The sequence below is a fragment of the Pseudomonas congelans genome (assembly GCF_900103225.1).
Taxonomy (GTDB): domain Bacteria; phylum Pseudomonadota; class Gammaproteobacteria; order Pseudomonadales; family Pseudomonadaceae; genus Aquipseudomonas; species Aquipseudomonas congelans.
Genome location: NZ_FNJH01000003.1, coordinates 389,797 through 411,154 on the forward strand (window position 1 = coordinate 389,797; position 21,358 = coordinate 411,154).

The 21,358-nt window shown below is 61.3% G+C and carries 19 protein-coding genes; 11 read left to right on the top strand and 8 right to left on the bottom strand.

Annotation, left to right across the window (positions count from 1 at the left end; all coding sequences use genetic code 11):
- Positions 1-122 precede the first annotated feature (122 nt).
- On the top strand, positions 123-842 hold the full coding sequence (locus tag BLR20_RS13145; protein WP_010434855.1) for a GntR family transcriptional regulator: 720 nt from the start codon (positions 123-125) through the stop codon (positions 840-842).
- Between the two features lie 10 nt (positions 843-852).
- A complete protein-coding gene (locus BLR20_RS13150; protein WP_054993239.1) occupies positions 853-1,584 on the top strand; it encodes an aspartate/glutamate racemase family protein in 732 nt (243 codons plus the stop codon).
- Between the two features lie 389 nt (positions 1,585-1,973).
- Here the strand turns inward: BLR20_RS13150 and BLR20_RS13155 are convergent, their stop codons facing one another.
- Together BLR20_RS13155 and BLR20_RS13160 are read right to left on the bottom strand one after the other, a co-directional pair.
- Positions 1,974-3,209: a zinc-dependent alcohol dehydrogenase gene (locus BLR20_RS13155; RefSeq protein WP_032612391.1), complete on the bottom strand. Its 1,236-nt coding sequence runs from the start codon at positions 3,207-3,209 to the stop codon at positions 1,974-1,976.
- A 105-nt stretch (positions 3,210-3,314) separates the two neighbouring features.
- Positions 3,315-4,220 (bottom strand): LysR family transcriptional regulator, encoded by a 906-nt coding sequence (locus tag BLR20_RS13160; RefSeq protein WP_032612389.1) that lies wholly within the window; start codon positions 4,218-4,220, stop codon positions 3,315-3,317.
- A 162-nt stretch (positions 4,221-4,382) separates the two neighbouring features.
- Between BLR20_RS13160 and BLR20_RS13165 the strand changes: the two genes are divergently transcribed.
- From BLR20_RS13165 to BLR20_RS13175, 3 genes are read left to right on the top strand one after another with little or no spacing between them, the layout of a single operon-like run.
- Entirely contained in the window at positions 4,383-5,273 is an 891-nt protein-coding gene (locus BLR20_RS13165; RefSeq protein WP_054993238.1) for an NAD(P)-dependent oxidoreductase, read from the top strand.
- Between the two features lie 3 nt (positions 5,274-5,276).
- Positions 5,277-6,794: an aldehyde dehydrogenase family protein gene (locus BLR20_RS13170; RefSeq protein WP_010434990.1), complete on the top strand. Its 1,518-nt coding sequence runs from the start codon at positions 5,277-5,279 to the stop codon at positions 6,792-6,794.
- A 4-nt stretch (positions 6,795-6,798) separates the two neighbouring features.
- Positions 6,799-7,956 carry a M20 aminoacylase family protein gene (locus BLR20_RS13175; protein WP_054993237.1) on the top strand — a complete coding sequence of 386 codons (1,158 nt, stop codon included), beginning with the start codon at positions 6,799-6,801 and terminating at the stop codon, positions 7,954-7,956.
- Between the two features lie 139 nt (positions 7,957-8,095).
- Here BLR20_RS13175 and BLR20_RS13180 read toward each other — a convergent pair whose 3' ends face one another.
- Positions 8,096-9,472, bottom strand: coding sequence for an L-serine ammonia-lyase (locus BLR20_RS13180; protein WP_054993236.1), 1,377 nt, complete (start codon positions 9,470-9,472; stop codon positions 8,096-8,098).
- 129 nt (positions 9,473-9,601) lie between these two features.
- Between BLR20_RS13180 and BLR20_RS13185 the strand changes: the two genes are divergently transcribed.
- Positions 9,602-10,513: a LysR substrate-binding domain-containing protein gene (locus tag BLR20_RS13185; RefSeq protein WP_003314779.1), complete on the top strand. Its 912-nt coding sequence runs from the start codon at positions 9,602-9,604 to the stop codon at positions 10,511-10,513.
- 25 nt (positions 10,514-10,538) lie between these two features.
- On the opposite strand, the gene BLR20_RS13190 is transcribed toward BLR20_RS13185, so the two are convergent.
- Positions 10,539-11,867: a DUF3100 domain-containing protein gene (locus BLR20_RS13190; protein WP_054993235.1), complete on the bottom strand. Its 1,329-nt coding sequence runs from the start codon at positions 11,865-11,867 to the stop codon at positions 10,539-10,541.
- On the opposite strand from BLR20_RS13190, the gene BLR20_RS27790 reads away from it, so the two are divergent.
- Positions 11,866-12,012: a hypothetical protein gene (locus tag BLR20_RS27790; protein ID WP_154284840.1), complete on the top strand. Its 147-nt coding sequence runs from the start codon at positions 11,866-11,868 to the stop codon at positions 12,010-12,012. The two genes, BLR20_RS13190 and BLR20_RS27790, sit on opposite strands and share 2 nt — an antisense overlap.
- A 570-nt stretch (positions 12,013-12,582) precedes the next feature.
- Here BLR20_RS27790 and hglS read toward each other — a convergent pair.
- Positions 12,583-13,974: a 2-oxoadipate dioxygenase/decarboxylase HglS gene (gene hglS, locus BLR20_RS13200; RefSeq protein ID WP_054993242.1), complete on the bottom strand. Its 1,392-nt coding sequence runs from the start codon at positions 13,972-13,974 to the stop codon at positions 12,583-12,585.
- A gap of 23 nt (positions 13,975-13,997) precedes the next feature.
- Entirely contained in the window at positions 13,998-15,245 is a 1,248-nt protein-coding gene (locus tag BLR20_RS13205; RefSeq protein ID WP_054993234.1) for a 2-aminoadipate transaminase, read from the bottom strand.
- Between the two features lie 254 nt (positions 15,246-15,499).
- On the opposite strand from BLR20_RS13205, the gene amaB reads away from it, so the two are divergent.
- Together amaB and amaA are read left to right on the top strand one after the other, a co-directional pair.
- A complete protein-coding gene (gene amaB, locus BLR20_RS13210; protein ID WP_010435004.1) occupies positions 15,500-16,990 on the top strand; it encodes an L-piperidine-6-carboxylate dehydrogenase in 1,491 nt (496 codons plus the stop codon).
- A gap of 42 nt (positions 16,991-17,032) precedes the next feature.
- A complete protein-coding gene (amaA, locus tag BLR20_RS13215) occupies positions 17,033-18,319 on the top strand; it encodes an L-pipecolate oxidase (protein WP_054993233.1) in 1,287 nt (428 codons plus the stop codon).
- An 11-nt stretch (positions 18,320-18,330) separates the two neighbouring features.
- Here amaA and BLR20_RS13220 read toward each other — a convergent pair whose 3' ends face one another.
- Both BLR20_RS13220 and BLR20_RS13225 read right to left on the bottom strand, forming a co-directional pair.
- Positions 18,331-19,704: a sensor histidine kinase gene (locus tag BLR20_RS13220; protein ID WP_032614719.1), complete on the bottom strand. Its 1,374-nt coding sequence runs from the start codon at positions 19,702-19,704 to the stop codon at positions 18,331-18,333.
- Complete coding sequence (locus tag BLR20_RS13225; protein WP_003349281.1) at positions 19,701-20,363, bottom strand: response regulator; 663 nt, start codon at positions 20,361-20,363, stop codon at positions 19,701-19,703. Before BLR20_RS13225 ends, BLR20_RS13220 begins: the two co-directional genes overlap by 4 nt.
- A 168-nt stretch (positions 20,364-20,531) precedes the next feature.
- On the opposite strand from BLR20_RS13225, the gene BLR20_RS13230 reads away from it, so the two are divergent.
- Together BLR20_RS13230 and BLR20_RS13235 are read left to right on the top strand one after the other, a co-directional pair.
- Entirely contained in the window at positions 20,532-20,795 is a 264-nt protein-coding gene (locus BLR20_RS13230; RefSeq protein WP_010435011.1) for a PepSY domain-containing protein, read from the top strand.
- Positions 20,795-21,340 carry a cytochrome b/b6 domain-containing protein gene (locus tag BLR20_RS13235; RefSeq protein WP_054993232.1) on the top strand — a complete coding sequence of 182 codons (546 nt, stop codon included), beginning with the start codon at positions 20,795-20,797 and terminating at the stop codon, positions 21,338-21,340. Before BLR20_RS13230 ends, BLR20_RS13235 begins: the two co-directional genes overlap by 1 nt.
- The last annotated feature ends 18 nt before the right edge of the window (positions 21,341-21,358 follow it).

A 21,358-nucleotide genomic window follows, 5' to 3' on the forward strand; every position in this document is an offset into this window, starting at 1 on the left:
GCGGTTCGTGCGTTTTTTGTTAAGGGGCTATCTGACCTGCTGTTTAAATTGCGCTACTCATCATGTTCCCCATCAGGCACTATTCTTGTATACGATCTGTAATGCCAATGTGATGTGAAGCCATGATCCGACCTGACAGCGCTCCGTTGTTTCTCGCGCCTTCTACCGATGAAAAAGGCCGTGATGAACAGATTTACCAGCATGTACTGGAAGCCATCGTCGAACATCGGCTCGCCCCGGGGACGCGCTTGCCCGAGGACGCCCTGGCCGAAGTATTCGAGATCAGCCGTACCGGCATCCGCAAGGTCTTGCAGCGTCTGGCGCTGGAACGACTGGTGACCTTGCGCCCCAAGCGCGGCGCAGAAGTTGCGCAACCGTCGGCTCAGGAAGCACAGGACGTATTGGGTGCCAGGCAACTGATCGAGCCCGCGCTGATGGCCGATATTGCCACGCGAGTTGGCGGCCAGCGCCTGGAAGCACTGCGCGCGCTCTGCGCTCAGGAACATGAGGCGCAACACGCGGGGCGCCACAGCGAAGCGATTCAATTGTCGGCGCGCTTCCATGTGCAGTTGAGCGCGCTGGCGGGCAATCAGGTATTGACCGAACAAGTCGCGCAGCTCACCACACGGTCTTCGTTGATTGTGGCGGTCTACGGCTCGCGACGCAGCGTCGGCTGTGAGTGTGGCCAGCATGTTGACTTGCTGACCTTGCTCGAAAGCGGGCAGGGCGAACAGGCGCGTGAGTGGATGGCCGAGCATTTGCGCCGCATCCGTGCCAGCCTGAATGTGGATGCGCCGGTCAGCGAGACAGTGGATTTTCATAGCATTTTCAAACGGCGCTGAAGGAGTCCCGGTGCGTATTCAAGTGATCAACCCCAACACCAGCGAAGCCATGACCCACAAGATCGGTCTGGCCGCGCAAGCCGTGGCGCGCCCCGGCACGCAGATCATCGCCTGCAGTCCTGCGGATGGCCCGGTGTCCATCGAAGGCCATTTCGACGAGGCGATAGCGACGCTGGGCGTGCTCGAAGAAGTGCGCAAGGGACGCGAGCAACAGGTCGACGCGCATATCATTGCCTGTTTCGGCGACCCCGGGCTGCTGGCGGCACGCGAGTACGCCAGTGCCCCGGTGATCGGCATCGCCGAAGCGGCCTTTCATATGGCCAGCCTGATTTCCACCCGTTTCGCCGTGGTCACCACGCTGACCCGCACCCGGATCATTGCCGAGCATCTGCTGCAGCGTTATGGCTTCAGTGAGTTATGCACATCGGTGCGTTGTATCGATCTGCCAGTGCTGGCGCTGGAGGAAAGCGGGCCGGAGCTTATCGAATGCATGGCCGAGCAGGCCCGTCGCGCCCGTGACGAAGAAGGGGCAGGCGCCATTGTGCTGGGCTGCGGTGGGATGGCGGATCTGGGCAGGCAATTGAGCGAAGCGATTGGTCTGCCAGTCATCGACGGCGTGGCTGCGGCGGTGAAACTGGCCGAATCGCTGGTGGATCTGGGCCTGACCACCAGCAAACACGGCGACCTGGCCGACCCCATCGGCAAACCGTTCAAAGGCCGGTTTGCCTATATGAGTCGGTGATCAGTGAAGGCTTAGCTTCGCGCTTAGCGTTACACACAAGTTCTGGGGAACACGAAATACGTGTCTTTCAGGCTTCTGCCCGGAGGGCGTAGGAGCGAACTTGTTCGCGAAGGGGGCGGTATGAACGATGAAAGTACATCGTCTGAAACACGGTTTTCGCGAACAAGTTCGCCCCCACAGCCTACGGCCAGAATCAAAAACGAATGTGCGCATAACGACGAGCGCCCTGCGCGGTTTGACATTTTCAGGCTTCTGCCCGGAGGGCGTAGGAGCGAACTTGTTCGCGAAGGGGGCGGTATGAACGATGAAAGTACATCGCCTGAAACACGGTTTTCGCGAACAAGTTCGCTCCCAAGGCCTACGGCCACAATCAGAAGCGAACTTGTACCTTACATAGCCGGCACGCCACCCCCGACCAGGGCTTCAGTCGTGTCGTCCGGCACCACAATCGTGTTGTTGCCGGGCGTCAGGATGACCTTGCGGCAATCCTCTTCCTTCTTGTCGAACAGCTTGTAGCCCTTCGCCGCATCTTCCAGTGACATCCGGTGCGTGATGATGGCTTCGGGTTCCAGGCGGCCAGCCTCGATGTGCTCCAGCAACTCAGGCATGAAGCGATGCACGTGGGTCTGGCCCATTTTGAAGGTCAGGCCCTTGTCGAACGCATCGCCGAACATGAAGCCGTGGATGAACCCGGCATATACACCTGGCACACTGACCACGCCGCCGCGACGTACCGCCGCGATGCACTGACGCAACGCCTTGCCGCTGCTGCCTTCCAGTTTCAGCGTGGCCAGGATGGTTTCAGTGGTACTGCCCTTGGCCTCGAAACCCACCGCGTCCACGACGCCGTCCACGCCGCGCATGCCGGCAGTCTGGCGAATGATCGTGTCGGCCGGATCATCGTCTTCATCGAAGTTGATCGGGATCACGCCGTAGGTTTTCTGCGCATAGGCCAGACGATACGGGTGGTGATCGACCATGAAGATCTTCTCGGCACCGAGCATTTTTGCGCACGCGGCGCTCATCAGCCCGACCGGGCCAGCGCCGTAAATGGCAACCGTCGAACCCTGGCCAATCCCGGCGTTGAGTACAGCCTGCCAGGCGGTGGGAAGAATATCGGAGAGGAACAGCACCTTCTCGTCAGCCAGAGTGCCTGGCACCTTGAACGGACCGACGTTGGCCTTGGGCACACGCACGTACTCAGCCTGACCGCCCGGGACACCGCCATACAGATGGCTGAAGCCGAACAGCGCGGCCCCTGGCGGAATCGACTTTTTGTTGAGGATCGCGCCACGTCCGGTATTGGTGGTTTCGCAGGCCGCGAACTGGTCGAGGTCGCAGAAAAAACAGCTGCCGCAAGCGATGACAAACGGGATTACCACGCGATCGCCTTTGGCTACAGCCGTGACGGCCGAGCCGGTTTCTTCCACGACACCCATGAACTCGTGGCCGAAGATGTCGCCGTGTTCAACGGTAGGGATTTTGCCGCGATACAAGTGCAGGTCGGAACCGCAGATAGCGGTAGCCGTGACGCGCAGAATGATGTCATCCGCTTGCTCGATCACAGGGTCCGGCACTGTATCGACCTTCACACTGTTCGCGCCGTGGTAAGTCAAAGCTCTCATGGTTAATCCTCAGTGGTAGCAGAAATTTCCGATCCGTTACTGAAGATGAACCATGAGTTTTTTGTTGGTTCAGCGCGATTGATCGACGCGGGGACTAACGGTAGGTCAGTTGCGGAACGCTGTCATATCCTGCAACAACATGCCCATCAGGCGATTGGCGCCGACACTCAGCTGACGACCCAGGCGGCTGATCAGGTGAGTCTGCGGGCTGCTGAACACCTCGTGCTGCAAGGGCAGGGCACGCAATGTGCCGGCCTTTATTTCTTCCTCCACGACAAAGGTCGGCAGCAACGTGACGCCACCCTGCATGGCGAAATGCTTGAGCATGGCGAAGGTGCTGCAGGTCAGCGTCGGCTGCACGGTGATGCCCAGCTGGTGTTCGGCTTGCAGCAGGATCTGGCGAATACCGTAAGACACGGCAGGCAGGGCGACACGGTAGTTTTCAAGTGCCCGCAGCTGTATCGGGCCTGGTTCTTCGGTCAGCGGATGATCCGGCGCGGTGATCACACAGACCGGTTGGCGCTGATGCGCATGCGAACGGATTTTCGGGTCGGCAGCCGGATTGAAGACCAGGCCAATGTGCGCTTCATCCTCGACCACCTGGCGAATCACTTCGTTGCTGCCACAGACGTTCACGATCAGTTCGATTCTGGGATACAGCTCGGAAAACCGGGCCAGCGGTTGCGCCAGACTTTCCAGAAACCCCTCCCCGGAGACCAGCGTAACCGAGCCGCTGTGCAAGCCTTTCAGCGCTTGAATCGAATCCAGCAGGACCTCCTGCTGCGTCAGTCGCTGGCGATAGTAGGCCAGCACCTTGTCGCCCGCCTCGGTCGGTTTGACGCCGCGTCGATGGCGTTCCAGCAAGGGTGAGCCCAGCTCCTGTTCCAACTGTGCGATCTGGCGGCTGACCGCCGAAGGCGCAACGTTGAGAAAGTCGGCGGCAGCCCGGACGCTGCCCAATCGCACGGCTTCGAAAAAATACAGGATGCGTCGATCTTGAACGAGGCTCATGGGCTTCCAGTGTTGCGCTAAAGGCAACATAAATTCGATTTTTGGATTATTGCTGAGAGGGGAGAGCGCTGTCCATACTCGAATCATCAGCACATTGCCGGCTGAAAGAGCCTGCAGCGTTGTCCTCGAATTCGTACAAAAACCTTTGATAGGGATGCAGACATGACTTTGAAAGCAGGTGTGATCGGATTGGGCAACATGGGCGGCGGCATGGCTGCCACGCTGGCGGGCAAGGGCTTTGATGTCAGCGGCTTCGACCTGTCGCAGGCCGCGCTGGCCCAGGCCGAAAGCAAGGGCGTCAAGCCGGTTGCCGACCGCACACAGCTGATTCAAGGCGTGGACATTCTGATCCTCTCGCTGCCCAAGGCCGAGCACGTGGAGTCGGTGTGCCTCGGCGCGGGTGGCATCAATGAGGTGGGTCGCAAGGGCCTGATCGTCGTCGATACCACGACGTCAACGCCGGAAATGAGCCGCAAGGTCGCCGCCGAACTGGCGAAGAACGGTATCGCATTCATCGACGCGCCGGTGTCTGGCGGACCGAAAGGCGCAGCCACCGGCACCATGTCGATGGTGATCGGTGCCGAGGACGCTGACCTGGCGCGCGCCATGCCGGTTCTGGAAGGCATGAGCGGGACACGCGTGCACGTCGGGCGATGTGGCGCGGGCAACGTCGCCAAGATCGCCAACAACATGCTCGCCGCCTGTCACCTGATCAGCACTGCCGAGGCCGTGGCGATGGCCGCGCGTGCAGGGGTCGATCCGGAAAAGCTCCTGCAGGGCCTGAATGCCGGCTCCGGACGCAGCGGTGCCACGCAGGTCATGTTCCCGACCTGGGTACTCAACAAGGCGTATGACTCCGGTTTCACCATGGGCCTGATGCGCAAGGACGTCGGCCTGGCCAGCGATCTGGCAGACAGCCTCGACATGGACCTGCCGCTGTCACGCGTCGTCGCGCAGTTGTGGCAGGCCAGCAGTGAAACCCTGGCGGACAACGAAGACTTCTGCGCCATCGTGCAACGCACCGATGGCAAACTTTACGGTCATGGAGAATAAGCGATGAGCACTGCAAAAATCCTCGAACTGATGCGTCCTTACTGGGGCGATCGCAGTGTCATCGCCAGCTACGTCGGCGGCCAGTTCATCGAAGGCCACGGCGCGCCCGTCGAAGTGCGCAATGCTCATGACGACAGCCTGCTGCTGAGTTTCCCGGACGCCGACGAGTCGTTGGTCGATGTGGCCGACAAGGCGGCGAAGGCTGCGCAACAACAATGGTGGGCGCTGACCGCTCAAGCGCGCGGCCGCGCCATGTATCAGGTGGGCAATCTGATTCGTGACGAGCTGGAAAACCTCGCGCAGATCGAATCCCTGACCGCCAACAAGCCGATCCGCGATGCCCGTGTCGAAGTGCTCAAAGTGGCCGAGATGTTCGAGTATTACGCCGGTTGGGCGGACAAGCTGCATGGCGAAATCATCCCGGTGCCGACCACGCACCTGAACTACGTGACCTATGAACCGCTGGGTACGGTGTTGCAGATCACGCCCTGGAATGCGCCGATCTTCACCTGCGGCTGGCAGATCGCCCCGGCGATTGCAGCGGGCAACGCGGTCATTCTCAAGCCGTCGGAGCTGACCCCGCTCAGCTCGCTGATGGTCGGCGTGCTGATCGAGCGTGCCGGCGTGCCGAAAGGGCTGGTCAATGTGATTGCCGGTTTTGGTCACTCCATCGGCCAAGCGTTCATTGCCAAGGCTGACATTCGCAAGGTGGTGTTCGTCGGCTCGCCAGCCACTGGCCGGCATATCGCCGTGGCGGCAGCGCAGCGCTGCATTCCTGCGGTGCTGGAACTGGGTGGCAAGTCGGCCAACATCGTGTTCGACGACGCCGATCTGGAAGTCGCCTTGCGCGGTGCCCAGGCTGCAATCTTTTCCGGAGCCGGGCAGAGCTGCGTTTCCGGTTCACGCCTGCTGGTGCAGGAGTCGATCTTCGAGAAGTTCACCAATGCCCTGGCGGTGGCTGCGACGCAGTTCAAGGTCGGTGATCCGAGCGATCCGGAAACCCAGATCGGCCCGATCAACAACGCCAAGCAATACAGCCATGTGAAAAACATGGTCGAGCAGGCGCTCAAAGATGGCGCGAAGCTGGTGGGCGAGCACGCTGATCCGATCCCGGAAAAACCCGGTTACTACATCAACCCGACCGTTCTGGCGGGCACCAACGCGCTGTACTGCGCGCAGGAAGAGATCTTCGGCCCGGTGGTGGTGGCGATTCCGTTCAAGGACGAAGAGGACGCGATCCGCATCGCCAACGACAGCCGTTTCGGCCTGGCCGGTGGTGTCTGGACCCGCGATGTCGGCCGCGCTCACCGCGTTGCCAGACAAGTGCGGGCCGGGACCTTCTGGGTCAACGGTTACAAGACTATTCACGTCAGTTCGCCGTTCGGCGGCTATGGTGAGAGTGGTTATGGCCGGTCTTCCGGTCTGGATGCCCTGCGCGAGTACAGTGAAGTGAAAAGCGTCTGGGTCGAAACCGCCGCCAAGCCAGCCGCCAGCTTTGGCTACGGCGCGAGTCTGGAGTAAGCACATGTCCATTTCAAAGACGTTGATTGACGAAGCAACCGTGTGGCGCCGCACCCTTCACGCCGCGCCGGAACTGGGGTTCCAGGAGCTGAAGACCTCCGACAAGGTGGCAGAGCTGCTGAGCAGTTTCGGCATCGAGATTCACCGTGGTCTGGGCGGCACTGGCGTGGTCGGCACCCTGCGTAACGGCGATGGCCCGACCATCGGCCTGCGTGCCGACATGGATGCCTTGCCGATTCAGGAGCTGGGCGACAGCGTTCACAAGTCGACCCACAAGGGCTGCATGCACGCCTGCGGTCACGATGGCCATACCGCGATCCTGCTGGCTACCGCCAGGCATCTGGCCGAGACTCGGCGCTTTCGCGGTACGGTGCATTTCGTCTTCCAGCCTGCCGAGGAGAACCTCGGCGGCGCACAGCGAATGATCGAAGACGGGCTGTTCGAGCGCTTTCCGATGGAAGCCATCTACGGCCTGCACAACTGGCCGGGTGTGCCTGCGGGCAAGGTGGTGATCAATCCGGGGCCGATGATGGCGTCGCTCGACACTTTTGAAATCATCCTGACCGGCAAGGGCAGCCACGCAGCCATGCCGGACAAGGGCAACGATCCGATCGTGGCCGCGGCCGAACTGGTCCTGGGGCTGCAAACCATCGTCTCCCGGCGCCTGTCGCCACTCGATTCGGCGGTGGTCAGCATCACTCAGTTCAATGCCGGCGAGGCGATCAACGTGATCCCGGAAACCGCCACGCTGCGTGGCACCGTGCGTTGCCTGCAAACCCCTGTGCGGGAAAAGGTTCAGCGCCTGATCGGCGAGTTCGTCGAGTGTATGCCGACGGCCTTCGGCGTGCGCGGCGAGCTGGTCTACAACGTCGGCTACCCGGTGACCGAAAACCACGTCGAAGCAGCAGCCACGATCCGTCGTGCAGCGGTCGCTGCAGTGGGCGAGGCCAACGTGCAGTGGGGCTGTAACCCGTCGATGGCCTCCGAAGACTTCGCCTTCATGCTGCACGCCTGTCCGGGAGCCTACATCTGGATGGGCGTCGACGGCGAGAAGCCGTCGGCGGCGTTGCACAACCCTTACTACGACTTCAACGACCAGGTCATCGAACCCGGTGTCGCGGTGTGGACCTCGCTGGTGGAGCAGTGTTTGCCGGTGGCTTGAATGGCTCGCGCGCTTACGCCAGCCTTTGATTCTGGCCGTAGGCCATAGAGCTAACCGGTTCGCGAAAAGGACGGTACATCCGCAGGAAATGTACCGTCCCTGACGCTCTCGAATACGTCGCGACGCCGATGAGTGCCTGTCAGCACTCGATCAGATTGACTGCCAGCCCGCCGCGTGAGGTTTCCTTGTATTTGTCGTGCATGTCGGCGCCGGTGTCGCGCATGGTGCGGATGGCGTGGTCCAGCGAGATGTGGTGCTCGCCGTCACCGCGCAGGGCCATCTGGGCGGCATTGATGGCCTTCACGGCAGCAATCGCATTGCGCTCGATGCAGGGGATCTGCACCAGCCCGCCGACCGGGTCGCAGGTCAGGCCCAGATTATGCTCCAGGCCGATCTCCGCGGCATTCTCCACCTGCTCGGGCGTCGCGCCGAGGATCTCCGCCAGACCGGCGGCGGCCATTGCGCATGCCGATCCTACCTCACCCTGACAACCGACTTCGGCACCGGAAATCGAGGCGTTTTTCTTGCACAGAATGCCGACCGCAGCAGCGCTCAGGAAAAACCGCACCACGTCGTCGTCATTGGCCGTGGGTTTGAATTTCATGAAGTAATGCAGCACGGCGGGCACGATGCCAGCTGCGCCATTGGTGGGCGCTGTCACCATGCGCCCGCCTGCGGCGTTTTCTTCGTTGACCGCAAGGGCGAACAGGTTGACCCATTCCATGGCACTCAGGGTCGAGCCGATCACGTTGGGGTTATCCAGGTTCTGCAGGTTCTGATGCAGGCGGTAGGCACGCCGCCGCACGTTCAGGCCACCGGGCAGGATGCCGGTTTCCACCAGGCCCTTGTCGACGCAGGCGCGCATCGCGGCCCAGATCACCATGATTTTCTCGCGGATTTCTTCCTCGCTGCGCCAGACCTTTTCGTTGGCCATCATCAGTTCGGAAATGCTCATGCCGTGGGTCTTGCACAGCCTCAGTAACTGCGCGCCGCTGAAAAAATCATAGGGCAGGACGGTTGTATCGTTGTCCAGCACGCCACTGGCGGCCTGTTCGGCGTCGATCACAAAACCGCCGCCCACCGAATAGTAGGTCTGCTCGTAGAGTTCGCCGTTCTTGCCGTAGGCACACAGGGTCATGCCATTGGGGTGGTAGGGGAGGCTTTCATCGAGCAGGCACATGTCCCGCTCCCAGACGAAGGTGATGGCCTGTTCGCCCGCCAGCATCAGTTGGTTATCGGCACGCAACGCCTCGATGCGCTGGTTGACCTGGCTAGGGTCGATCTGGTCAGGCCACTCACCCATCAGGCCCATGACTGTCGCGCGATCGCTGCCGTGACCAATGCCCGTGGCCGACAGAGATCCGTACAATCGCACCTCGAGCCGTTCTACGCTGTGCAAGCGGTTCTGGTTGCGCAGCTCGGTCACGAACAGCGCACCGGCGCGCATTGGCCCGACGGTGTGGGAGCTGGACGGCCCGATGCCGATTTTGAACATGTCGAAGACGCTGATAGCCATCACGAAGGTCCTTCAGGTGAGATGATGCACGGGAATTTGGTATTCCCCTTTTTCTGTTACTCATCTTTGGCTTCGGCTGTCGAAACGACAAACGATTGTTGCTATGCAACGCTTTAGCGGAACTCTTCAATGAGCAGAATCTTCAACGCACAGATGCACGCCTGGCTACAGGTGTTCGCCTGCGCGGCCCGTCACCTGTCCTTCACCCGCTGCGCGGAAGAATTGCACGTCACCCCCGGCGCGATCAGTCAGCAGATGCGCCAGCTCGAAGAGCGCCTGGGCTTTGCGCTGTTTCACCGGGTCGGGCGCGGGCTTGAGCTGACCGCTGAGGGTCAGCGTCTGGCGGTGGTCGCCAACGAAGTGCAGAGCCGTATCAGCGAAGAGCTGCGCCTGCTGTACTCCGGGCGTATCGGCGGGGTGTTCAAGCTGCGTTGTATCCCGTCATTCCTGAGCAAATGGCTGATGCCGCGCCTGCCACGCTTGCAGGCGGCGTTTCCGGATATCCAGTTGCGGATCATTGCCGAGGACAGCAGCGGGTCGTTGCGTGATGACGATTTCGATCTGGCCATCGACCTGAACGACGGCAGCTATCCGGGGTTGTCGACTACGCCCTTGCTGGAGGAGGAGCTGTTCGCGGTCTGCTCGCCAGACCTGCTGGTGGGCAAGCCACCGTTGGATACGCCCAGTCAGCTGGTGCACTTTCCGTTGCTGCACGACATCACCGCCTGGCGCGGCAGCTATGAATATGCAGAGTGGGAGTTCTACCTGACGGCCATCGGTGCCGATGGCATCGACGTGCGTCGCGGCCACACGTTCAACCGTAATCACCTGACCATCGACGCGGCGCGCATGGGCATGGGCGTGGCCATTGCGCGCAAGGCGCTGATTACCGATGAGCTGGAGCAGGGCTTGCTGATCGTGCCTTTCGGCCATCCGATCAAGGCCAGGAAGAAATACGTGCTGGCCTATCGCGAAGGTGCGCTCAGCACCCCGTCACGTCGCGCAGTGCATGACTGGCTGGTGAACGAGGCGCTGGGCTGACTCGCGGCGAATCAGACGGTGCGGATCAATGGAACAGCTCGGCGATCAATACCGCACCGATGAACGTACCGAAGTTGGCTAGGAACGATACCAGCACAATCCGCCAGCCCAGGCGGCGGAAGGCCGGGAGGTCCTTGGCAATCGACAGACCGGCGAAGGTCAGCATCGGAGTAATGACCGCCAGCAGGTTGATCGAGCTGGTGATCCGCGCAATCTCGGCGGCCCAGGGGCAAGCTGGCGAGGTCAGGAACATTGCCACCAGCGACACCATGCACACCGCAGGGATCTTGCGGCGAAGCAGGTTGCAAAACACCTCACCCACGAAGGCACAGAAAATCATGATGCCCATGCCGGTGAAGGCATCGCCTGACAGTGTCTTGTAGCCGACATAGTTGGCAATCAGTGCCAGTGCACCCGCCGCCAGCCAGGCACTGATCTTGCCCGACCAGCCCAATTCCGGCACCTCCAGCGACACGTCGCTCTGGCGCAGGCCTTCCTCGCTCATGGACGCCTTGGTGGTGCGGCCGATCAGCGGCTCGAGCACACGATAGCCCCAGACCGCCAGTGGCAGTGAGATGAACAGGGTGAAGTAGGTGCCGATGGTGGTGGTGATCAGGTTCGATGCCGCCGCCAGGGTCATGACTTCCTTGGCGACTTCCGGTGTCTGTTGCGCGGCAATGGCCCCGGCAGCGGCGGCCATCATACTGCCCGAGCCGATGCCTGAACCCATGGCCAGCGAGTTGGGATGGAAGATCCCCAGGCTGGCGATAAACCCGGCGACAATCGCAATGAACAGCGCGCCGAACAGGGTGCCGGTCAGGTACTCGGCCAATACGCCGCGACCTTCCGGAGAATCCATGCCATAGCGCTCGCCGATGATTGCCAGGCTGGGCTCACGACCGACCGAGAAGGTCGCACCGATGGCTTCGCGCTTGATGCCGAGCATCAGCGCAACCGGCAGACCGAGCATCACGGTGCCGACGAAGTGGCCGAACTCTTGAAACATCAGCGCCCACCCGGAGGCGAACACCACCGGCAGCGAGCCGCCGACGACCAGGCCGAGCTTGGCGATGAAAAGCAGCAGGGCAGGTTGCAGGATGGAGGCCGAGCGCAATTGCGTACCGTGGTCGATGCCGATGGTGCCCGGCAGACGGCGACTGGCAAGGCCGATCATCGCGCCCAGCAGCAGCGCCCACACCATCGGCAACAGCACCACCTTGCCGGGGCCCAGCGGAATACTGATGGCACCGATCATTTCGGCAATGACGAGGATAATGGCGGCCCAGACATACAGTTTCACCGTCGATGAAACGGCCTGATTGTCACCCGACACTGCAGCGTGTGAGTTTTGCATGATGATCCCCTTGCCTGCTGAATGGCCTTTTTCAGGCCTTATCAATCGTTATTCTGTTTTTCAGGTCGGCGCGGTGAAGCGCCAGGGCAGCGTTGAAAAGTCCATGAAGTCATGGAGACCGTTATCCGGCCAGGTATTTTTATGAGGTCTGAATGTGATCCGGACCCAGGCTGCTTCGAGCCTTTGCAAGGGGATCACAGGGTGCGTTATTTGAAGGGATGAGCCTTTGAATACGGCACTTTGCTGTCCACACGCAATCGCAGTATGCATAGCGCGAGGTTACACACCAATATTGCGAATTTTATTTATCGTTGCCTTAAACAGAACACAGAACGCCCCGGGAATGTGACGCAGGGCGTCCGATCTTGAGGGCTCTGCGAGGCAAGATGACTATCGTGCCGACGCTCAGCGTCGGTATGCCGTTCCGGACGCTCTGCGTCCTCTTGCGACGCAGAGCGTCGAGAACTGCATTCCCACGCAGAGCGTTCATCCTTATGCACAAATGCGCTTTTGATTCTGGCCAAAGGCCGTAGGAGCGAACTTGTTCGCGAAAGAGTCGGTATGGGCGCCAAAAATGCATCGTCTGAAACATCGTCTTCGCGAGCAAGCTCGCTCCCACTAGTTGGCTATCGTGCTTATGCTCCGCGCAGGCATGTAGCTGCTGACGTGCTCTAGGGGTTTGGCTATCGTGCCGACGCCCTGCGCAGGCATGCAGCTAGTAGCCGGGACTGCTCAGCTCCAGCACCCTGGCGCATTCCTCCAGTGAGCGCCGTTGGGTATCGGCATACAGGTCCAGTTCGTTGAGCGTCTCGCGGCCCAGCGCTCGTTCGAAATCCTGCTGATTCGAAGTCGTCGCGTAGTGCGTCTGGGCGTTATCGCCCAGGTTGGACTGGAAGATGCCTGCCGCACTGACCGGCAAAAAGTCTTCGTACACCAGTGGTTCGAAGCGCACATGGCCAGCTTCGACACGCTGCTCCAGGCTGCCGGATGCACGCGCGGCAATACCGGATTCGGTCGGGAAATAGCGGAAGTAGGCCAGGCCCTGCCTGCGCATTTCAGCGTGGCTGTCCGGAAACGCCTCGAACGTCTTTTCCAGCAGCCCGGCATAGCGTAGGGCATTGGCCTCATTGGGGAACTCGCCCAGCGCGTCGCGGGCCTCGTTCAGCAGCCGGTCATACAGCTCGCGGCCTTTGGGCGTCAGTGCAGCGCCACGTTGTTCGATCTCGCCGAAGCGTGCCGAGTGGCTGCCCGACTGAGCGCCCCCCTGACCCATGAAAGCAATCGGTTCTTCCAGCGCCTTGAAGCTGGTCTGGCGCAGCAGAATCGGGCACTGACGACGCGGCGGTCCTTCGACTACTGCCTTGGGTGTAATGCCTTTGCCGGGCATGCCGGCCTGAACCGCATCGATGTCCAGCGTGCGTGGCGTCAGATGGTTGATGTGCGGGCCTCGAAACGCCACCACATCAGCGATCAGGCGATGCTGAGTGTTGAGCTTCTGGTAGTCGTCCAGCGAAACGGTCGCCGTGTTGTGCCAGCGAAAGGTTTCCAGCGCCTGCTGAATGAACTCGGCCGCATCGGCTTCGCTCAAGCCGCCGTCTGCTTCATGCTTCTCGATCAACGCCAGGGCGCCGGGCGTGAAGATACTGCGTTTGCCCAGCACCTGACTGGCGAACTCACGCAGGCTGTCGCTTTCGATCAATTCCAGGCGCAGCAATGAGGTAAACACGCGAAACGGACTGACTTGCAGCGCCTGCTCATGCACGGCGCGAAAGGCGGTGGAGTGAACCGGCACACCGGCTGCGCTCAGGTCGTAGTAACCCACCGGCTGCATGCCCATGACCGCAAACAGGCGGGCGAGGGTGGCCAGTTCCTGTGCGGTGCCGACGCGAATTGCACCGTGCCGTTCCATGTCCAGACGCTGGATTTCACCGGTCTGGCGCAAGCTGTCCAGCACACGGCTGTCATGGCTCATGACCTGTTCGTTGACCTCACTCACCAGCGCCATCAGCGTGCCGTACAGCGGCACTTCGTGCTTGTACATCTGCGACATGGCGCGAGAAAAGCCCGCGCGGATCTGATCCGGGTCGGCAAAGCGTGCTGTGCTCATCAGGGTGTTTTCTCCGTACAGGTTCAAGCCAGCGCCGCCAGGCAGCGCTCGAAAATATCCAGTCCTTCGTGCAGCACGTCGGGCTCGATGGTCAGCGGGATCAGCAGGCGGATAATGTGCCGCGACTTGCCGCTGGGCATTAGCAGCAGCCCGGCGTCCCTGGCTGAGCTCAGCAGCTCGGCGAGCTGCCGGGTGCCGGGTTCGCCCTCTGGCGTGATCAATTCGATACCGCGCATGCAGCCAACACCGGTCAGCCTGCCCAGGTACGGTGACAGGCTGCTTGCATGCCAGGCTTCATAGCGTGAAACGATGGCGTGTTCCTGCTGCTCGCCCCAACTGGACAGGTTGGCATCGGTCATCTGCGCCAGTGACGCGAGGCCCGCTGCGCAGCCAATCGGGTTGCCGGAATACGTGCCGCCCAGGCCACCCTTGGGCAGGTTGTCCAGCAACTGCTTGCGACCTACCACGGCACCCAGCGGGATGCCGCCCGCAATACTTTTGCCCAGCAGAATAAGATCCGGCTCGAAGCCCAGACGACTGAACGCAAAACGCTGTCCGGTACGGCCGAAGCCGGACTGGATTTCATCAGCGATCAACACGATGCCGTGTTTATCGCAGAACGCTCGCAAGGCCTGAGCAAAGTCCGGCTGCATTGCCAGAAAACCGCCTTCGCCCTGGACCGGTTCGAAGATGATGCAGCCCACGTCGTTGACGTCAATCTCGACGCTGAACAGCCGGTCCATGGCCTTGAGTGCCTGCTCGGTGGACACGCCGTTGTCCTTGCTGGGGAACGGGATGTGAAAGACCGGACCGGGCAGCACACCGACTTTCTGTTTATAGGGCGCCACCTTGCCATTGAGATTCAGGGTCGCCAGCGTTCGGCCATGAAAGCCACCGTCGAACGCGATGACTGCCGTGCGGCCGGTGGCACCACGCACGATCTTCAGCGCATTTTCGGCCGCCTCCGCACCGCTGTTGGTGAGCATGCCGCTGAGGGGGTAACTGACCGGCACGAATTGCGTGAGCTGCTGCATGAAGCGGATATACGGGTCGTGAGGCGTGGCGTTGAAGCAATAGTGGGTGAGCTTTGCCGCCTGATCCTGAATGGCCGTGACCACCTGCGGGTTGCAGTGCCCCAGATTGAGCACCCCGATGCCGCCGACAAAGTCGATGTAGCGCTTGCCGGCGGTGTCCCAGACTTCGGCATTGCGGCCGTGAGACAGCGTCATGTTGTGGACAAACGAAATGGATTCGCTGATGTGTTCGCTCATCGGCCTGGCCCTGACTCCGGGTGATCATCATGGCCTTATCCAAACAAACATCGGGCAACGCTCGCAAACGAAATAAAATCACCGGGTCATTCCAATAATTCCCGATGTAATGGCCTTCCTGGCTGTTAATGGCCAGAAGTTCATTCCTAAAAGGAATCATGTTTTTCAAAAACGTCGTTTGTAGCCAGGCCCCGAGTGGCTTGATACTCAGGCCATCGATGATTTCCACCGTGGTTCATGACAGGAGAATCAACATGGTTGCCGAGTTATTAGCACGTCTGGGCGTGGCGAGCAGTGCCCACACTCAAGGGGACTATCCGGTCTACACCCCGATTGATGGCAGCCGGATTGCCTCGGTCACGCTTGAAGACAAGGCCCAGGTCGTGGCGCGTATCGACAGCGCCCACAGCGCGTTTCTGACGTGGCGCACAGTACCGGCCCCACGGCGTGGCGAGCTGGTGCGGATCTTTGGTGAAGTGCTGCGTGAGCACAAGGCTGATCTGGGCGAACTGGTGTCGGTCGAGGCCGGCAAGATCACTCAGGAAGGTCTGGGTGAAGTGCAGGAAATGATCGACATCTGCGACTTCGCCGTCGGTCTGTCGCGCCAGCTGTACGGTCTGACCATCGCCTCCGAGCGGCCCGGTCATCACATGCGCGAAACCTGGCACCCGCTGGGTGTGGTTGGCGTGATCAGTGCGTTCAACTTCCCGGTTGCGGTCTGGGCCTGGAACACCACACTGGCGCTGGTCTGCGGCAACCCGGTGATCTGGAAGCCTTCGGAAAAGACTCCGCTGACGGCCCTGGCCTGTCAGGCGCTGTTCGACAAGGCGCTGAAGATTTTCGGTGATGCGCCCGCAGCGCTGGCGCAATTGGTGATCGGTGACCGTGACGCCGGTGAAGCGCTGGTCGATGACCCTCGCGTGCCACTGATCAGCGCTACCGGCAGCACCCGCATGGGCCGTGAAGTCGGTCCGCGTGTTGCCGCCCGTTTCGGGCGTAGCATTCTGGAACTGGGCGGCAATAACGCGATGATTCTGGCCCCGAGCGCCGATCTGGACCTGGCCGTGCGCGGCATTCTGTTCAGTGCGGTAGGCACCGCCGGTCAGCGCTGCACCACGTTGCGCCGCCTGATTGTGCATCGTTCGATCAAGGACGAAGTGGTCGCCCGCGTCAAGGCAGCCTACGCCAAGGTGCGCGTCGGTGATCCGCGTGAAGGCAATCTGATCGGCCCGCTGATCGACCAGCAAGCCTTTTCGGCCATGCAGAACGCGCTGACCAAGGCTCGTGACGAAGGCGGGCAGGTGTTCGGTGGCGAGCGTCAGTTGCAGGACAAATACCCGAACGGCTATTACGTCACGCCGGCCATTGCCGAAATGCCTGGCCAGAGCGAAGTCGTGCGTCACGAAACCTTCGCGCCGATTCTCTACGTGCTGGCCTACGACGACTTCGAAGAGGCCTTGCGCCTGAACAACGAAGTACCGCAAGGCCTGTCGTCGTGCATTTTCACGACGGATCTGCGCGAGGCCGAAGCTTTCCAGAGCGCAGCGGGCAGCGATTGTGGCATCGCCAACGTCAATATCGGCACCAGCGGTGCGGAAATCGGCGGGGCATTTGGCGGCGAGAAGGAAACTGGTGGCGGTCGCGAGTCCGGCTCCGATTCGTGGCGCGCCTACATGCGCCGGCAGACCAACACCGTCAACTACTCTCGCGAATTGCCGCTGGCTCAGGGCATCGTTTTCGACTGATTTGAAGCGGGCGCTTACTACCGACATTGCTGGAGTTTTTCGATGGTGCAGTTTGCTGAAGGCTGTCTGTGGGAACAATTGACTCCGCAACGTCCGGTCAGCTCGGCCCTTAGTGGTGAGCGGAGCGCCGACGTGTGCATCATCGGCGCCGGTTTCACCGGTCTGTCGGCGGCGTTGCGCTTGCTGGAAGGCGGCAAGTCGGTGTGCGTGGTCGAAGCGCACCAGGTCGGGCATGGCGGTTCCGGACGCAACGTCGGTCTGGTGAATGCCGGGACCTGGGTGGCGCCCGATGAGCTGGACAAAGTACTGGGCAGCGTCGAGGCCAGCCGACTGAATAGCGCATTGGGCGCGGCACCGGCACTGGTGTTCGCGACCATCGACAAGTACCGCATCGATTGCCAGGACACCCGCACCGGCAACCTGCACATGGCGCATAACGCCAAGGGCCTGGCCGACTTGCGCAGCCGCGCCGCACAGTGGCAGCGGCGCGGTGCCAACGTCGAATTGCTGACCGGCAAACCCTGCGAAGACGCCTGTGGCACCGACAAGGTCAGCGGCGCCTTGCTTGATCACCGCGCCGGCACGGTGAACCCGATGGCCTATGTCTCGGGCATGGCGCTCAACGTGGTGGCGCAGGGTGGGCACGTGTTCGGCAATTCTCCTGTCAACGGCTTGCAACGCACCGCTGACGGCTGGAAGGTCTCTACTGCGGCAGGCAGTGTGCGCGCCGAGAAAGTGATCATCGCCTCCAATGCCTACACCGAAGGCGAGTGGACCGATATCAAGGATCACATATTCACGGGTTACTATTATCAGGTCGCTTCGCAGCCACTCAGCGGTGCCGAGCAGGCGCAGATTCTGCGCGGCGGGCAGGGTTCGTGGGACACGCGCACGGTGCTCAGCAACATTCGTCGCGATGCTCATGGGCGCTTGCTGCTGGGCAGCCTGGGTAACGCCGGCAATTATCCGCTGTGGTTCATTCGTCAGTGGGCGGATCGCGTCCAGCAGCATTACTTCCCGCAACTGGGCCGGGTCGAGTGGCAGAGCACCTGGACCGGGCGCATCGGCTTTACGCCGGACCACTTGCTGCGCCTGTTCGAACCTGCGCCAGGCTTGCTGGCGGCGACCGGTTTCAATGGTCGCGGGGTTACCACCGGGACACTGGTTGGCAAATGCTTTGCCGATTACCTGCTGACTAACGATGCAACTGCGTTGCCGATGAGTTTTTCAAGCGGCAAGAAGGTCTCGAGCAGTTCGCTGCGTAGCCTGGCTTACGACACGGGTTTCACCCTGTATCACGCCGGGCAATGCCTGCGCGTGGTGCTTTGAGCCGAGCGGGGTCAGCCTGTTCTGCTCTTGATGCGCAGCTCTGCACACAGTCCGCCCTGCGCCGAGTTGCGCAGGTGCAGGCTGCTTTCCAGTTTGCGCACGATCATGTCGACGATCGCCAGCCCCAGCCCTGCGCCATTGCTGTGGCCCTGACTGTAGAAGCGTTCGAACAGGCGCGCCTTCTGCTGCTCGTCGATACCTGGCCCTGCGTCTTCGACTGACAGGTGCGCGCTGCCATCTTCCTGGGCATGCAGGGCGACGCGAATCTCGCTGGCGGTCGGGGCGAAATTCAGCGCATTGGTCAGCAGGTTCTGCAGGGCAATGGTGATGGCTGCCGGGTCGCTGCGGATCATGCAATCCTCGCCTTCCTCAAACACCAGATCGACGCGCTTCTCCAGTGCCAGCGGCGTGAGTTCGGCCATTTCCTCGCGTACCAGCGTGTTCAACTCGAACGTCTGTAACTGGCTGACTTCAAGGCGCGGCTCCAGGCGTGCCATGGTCAATAACTGACTGGCCAGGCGCGCGGCGCGATCGACGCCATGCACGAGGAAATCCAGTGCCTCCAGACGTTGCTCCGGGGTTTCGGCCTGGCGCGCGTTCTGCGCGTGGATGCGCAGGATGGTCAGCGGCGTGCGCAGTTCGTGGGCAGCGTCGGCGATGAAGCGTCGCTCGCGCTCCAGCACACTCTCGATCTGGGTCAGCAGGCGGTTGAGCGCGTACTGCATGGGCTCCAGTTCTTTGGGCAGTGGCGTCACATCAAGCGGTTCGAGGCTTTCGGCATCGCGCTTGCGGATGACTCTGGCCATCGCTTGCAGCGGGCGCAGGCCCCAGCCGATAGCCAGCCAGATCGCGACCACCAGCAGCGGCACACCGATCAGCGTTGGCCACAGCGTGTGACTGACAATGCGCTGAATCAGGTCCTGGCGCACATCATCGCGCTCACCCACCCAGATCAGAAAACCCTGCTGTGGATCGGCGAGGAGAAAGCCGCACCACTCGTGCCCGTTCTCGATCAGGTCATGGGAGCCTTCGGTTGCCGGAGGTGCACTGAGCAGAGGAGCTTCGGCCGAGCGTACCAGCAGTTCGCCCGAGGTTCGCCAGACCTGAAAGGTCAGCCGGGTTTCGTAGGGATGGGCCACGCCACTGGTGCCGACCCGGCTCATGGCCTGATCGAACGCCTGGTACAGCTTGTCGAGGTCCTGTTCGCCCGCTGCGCGCTGACGCAGTACACCTTGCAGCAGGCGCGCGCTCTGGGCCAGCTGTGCATCGTAGACTTCTTCGATTTCGTGATGGCTGTCGCGCAGGGCGAGCAGGCTGATCGTCAGGTCGCCGAGCAGCAACAGCATCAGTACCGGGACCAGAATGCGCGCGCGTACCGAAGTCATGCCTTGAGCTCCAGCAGGTAGCCGACGCCGCGCACGGTGCGGATTAGCTCGGTGGACAGCTTCTTGCGCAGGTTGTGAATCAGCACCTCCAGCGTGTTGCTTTCGACCTTGTCCTGCCAGCCGTACAGGGTATTGGACAAGCGCTCGCGGGTGACCACCTTGCCGGGGCGGATCATCAGTTGATGCAGCAACTGGTACTCCATCGGCGTCATCGGTACTTCGCTGCCCTGGAAGCTGACCTGTTGCGACGCCGGGTCGAGGCTGATGCCTGCGTGTTCCAGCAGCGGTTGCGCACGGCCCTGGCTGCGCCTGAGCAGGGCGCGGACCCGGGCTTTCAGTTCATCGACGTCGAATGGCTTGATCAGGTAGTCGTCTGCACCGGCATCCAGACCGGCAATACGGTCGGCAGTCCCGTCGCGCGCGGTCAGGATCAGCACCGGCAGGGTGAGTGCTTCGGCGCGCAACTGGCGCAGCAGGTCCAGGCCATCCATGCGCGGCAGCCCGAGGTCGAGCAGCAACAGGTCGAATGGCTCGCTGCGCAGGGCGTGCAGCGCGCTCAGCCCGTCCTCCAGCCAGTCGAGGGTGTAGCCCTCGGTATTCAGGGCCACGCGGATGCCTTGACCAATGGCTCGATCATCCTCGACGAGAAGCAGGCGCATAGGGTTTGACCGGTGAGTGTGGGGAAGAAGGGCGCCATGATGCCGTCAGCAGGCAGCAGCGCGAAGTGCCGCGTGTCCGGGAAGATGTTACGAGCTGTTACGTATTAAGCTTTTCCTAAGATTCGTTTCGCACAGTAGGCGCTCCTTAACTGCTTGCGAGTATCTGTCATGCGTAAAGTCCTGCTGATTTCCCTGTGTCTTGCCAGCCCGCTGGCACTTGCCGGGCCGCAATGCACCACGGCTGAAAAGTCCCAATGGCAGGATCAGGCCAAATTCCAGGAGCAGCTCAAGGCTCAGGGTTACGAGATCAGCAAGTTCAAGGTGACTGACGGCAACTGCTACGAAATCTATGGCTTCGACAAGGACAAGCGCAAGGTCGAGATCTACCACGATCCGGTGACGGGTAAAGCGGTGAAGACCGAGATCAAGTAATGAACCGTGTTTCCCTGCGCCTGTGGGACCCGCTGGTCAGGCTGTTTCACGTCTCGATCGCGGGTGTTTTTGTTGCCAATTATTTCTTCAATGAAGCAGGTGGCGACTGGCACATCTGGCTGGGCTATTACGCGGTTGCCTGGCTGGCGGTGCGAGTGGTGTGGGGATTCATCGGGCCGGGCAGCGCACGCTGGAGCGATTTCTGGCCAAATCCGGCGCGCCTGCGTGCACACATCCGCTCGCTGATCGATCGGCGGCCGATACATCGGCTCGGCCATTCCCCGCTCGGCGCGCTGGTCATGGTACTAATGATGGTGCTGATCTTCGGTATGGGCCTGACCGGTTTTCTGATGGAAGAAGTCGATGCCTTGTGGGGCGCCGACTGGCCGCAGGACATCCATGAAATTCTCGCCAACACATTGTGTGCCCTGGTGGTGCTGCACATGGCCGCCGCCATCTTCGAAAGCTTTCAGGTGCGTGACAACCTGCCCTTGTCGATGCTGACCGGCAAACGACGTCCGTTGCCCGAAGATCGCCATCGCTGAAACCACACCCTTGTTCCT

Bases quoted from the DNA above. Each gene is read 5' to 3' on its own strand.
- BLR20_RS13160 (WP_032612389.1), bottom strand. From the start codon at position 4,220: ATGAGCCTCGTTCAAGATCGACGCATCCTGTATTTTTTCGAAGCCGTG.
- BLR20_RS13175 (WP_054993237.1), top strand. From the start codon at position 6,799: ATGTCCATTTCAAAGACGTTGATTGACGAAGCAACCGTGTGGCGCCGC.
- BLR20_RS13155 (WP_032612391.1), bottom strand. From the start codon at position 3,209: ATGAGAGCTTTGACTTACCACGGCGCGAACAGTGTGAAGGTCGATACA.
- BLR20_RS13220 (WP_032614719.1), bottom strand. From the start codon at position 19,704: ATGACTTCGGTACGCGCGCGCATTCTGGTCCCGGTACTGATGCTGTTG.
- BLR20_RS13185 (WP_003314779.1), top strand. From the start codon at position 9,602: ATGAGCAGAATCTTCAACGCACAGATGCACGCCTGGCTACAGGTGTTC.
- BLR20_RS13235 (WP_054993232.1), top strand. From the start codon at position 20,795: ATGAACCGTGTTTCCCTGCGCCTGTGGGACCCGCTGGTCAGGCTGTTT.
- amaA (WP_054993233.1), top strand. From the start codon at position 17,033: ATGGTGCAGTTTGCTGAAGGCTGTCTGTGGGAACAATTGACTCCGCAA.
- BLR20_RS27790 (WP_154284840.1), top strand. From the start codon at position 11,866: ATGATGATCCCCTTGCCTGCTGAATGGCCTTTTTCAGGCCTTATCAAT.
- BLR20_RS13225 (WP_003349281.1), bottom strand. From the start codon at position 20,363: ATGCGCCTGCTTCTCGTCGAGGATGATCGAGCCATTGGTCAAGGCATC.
- BLR20_RS13190 (WP_054993235.1), bottom strand. From the start codon at position 11,867: ATGCAAAACTCACACGCTGCAGTGTCGGGTGACAATCAGGCCGTTTCA.
- BLR20_RS13205 (WP_054993234.1), bottom strand. From the start codon at position 15,245: ATGAGCGAACACATCAGCGAATCCATTTCGTTTGTCCACAACATGACG.
- BLR20_RS13230 (WP_010435011.1), top strand. From the start codon at position 20,532: ATGCGTAAAGTCCTGCTGATTTCCCTGTGTCTTGCCAGCCCGCTGGCA.
- BLR20_RS13180 (WP_054993236.1), bottom strand. From the start codon at position 9,472: ATGGCTATCAGCGTCTTCGACATGTTCAAAATCGGCATCGGGCCGTCC.
- amaB (WP_010435004.1), top strand. From the start codon at position 15,500: ATGGTTGCCGAGTTATTAGCACGTCTGGGCGTGGCGAGCAGTGCCCAC.
- BLR20_RS13165 (WP_054993238.1), top strand. From the start codon at position 4,383: ATGACTTTGAAAGCAGGTGTGATCGGATTGGGCAACATGGGCGGCGGC.
- BLR20_RS13145 (WP_010434855.1), top strand. From the start codon at position 123: ATGATCCGACCTGACAGCGCTCCGTTGTTTCTCGCGCCTTCTACCGAT.
- BLR20_RS13170 (WP_010434990.1), top strand. From the start codon at position 5,277: ATGAGCACTGCAAAAATCCTCGAACTGATGCGTCCTTACTGGGGCGAT.
- hglS (WP_054993242.1), bottom strand. From the start codon at position 13,974: ATGAGCACAGCACGCTTTGCCGACCCGGATCAGATCCGCGCGGGCTTT.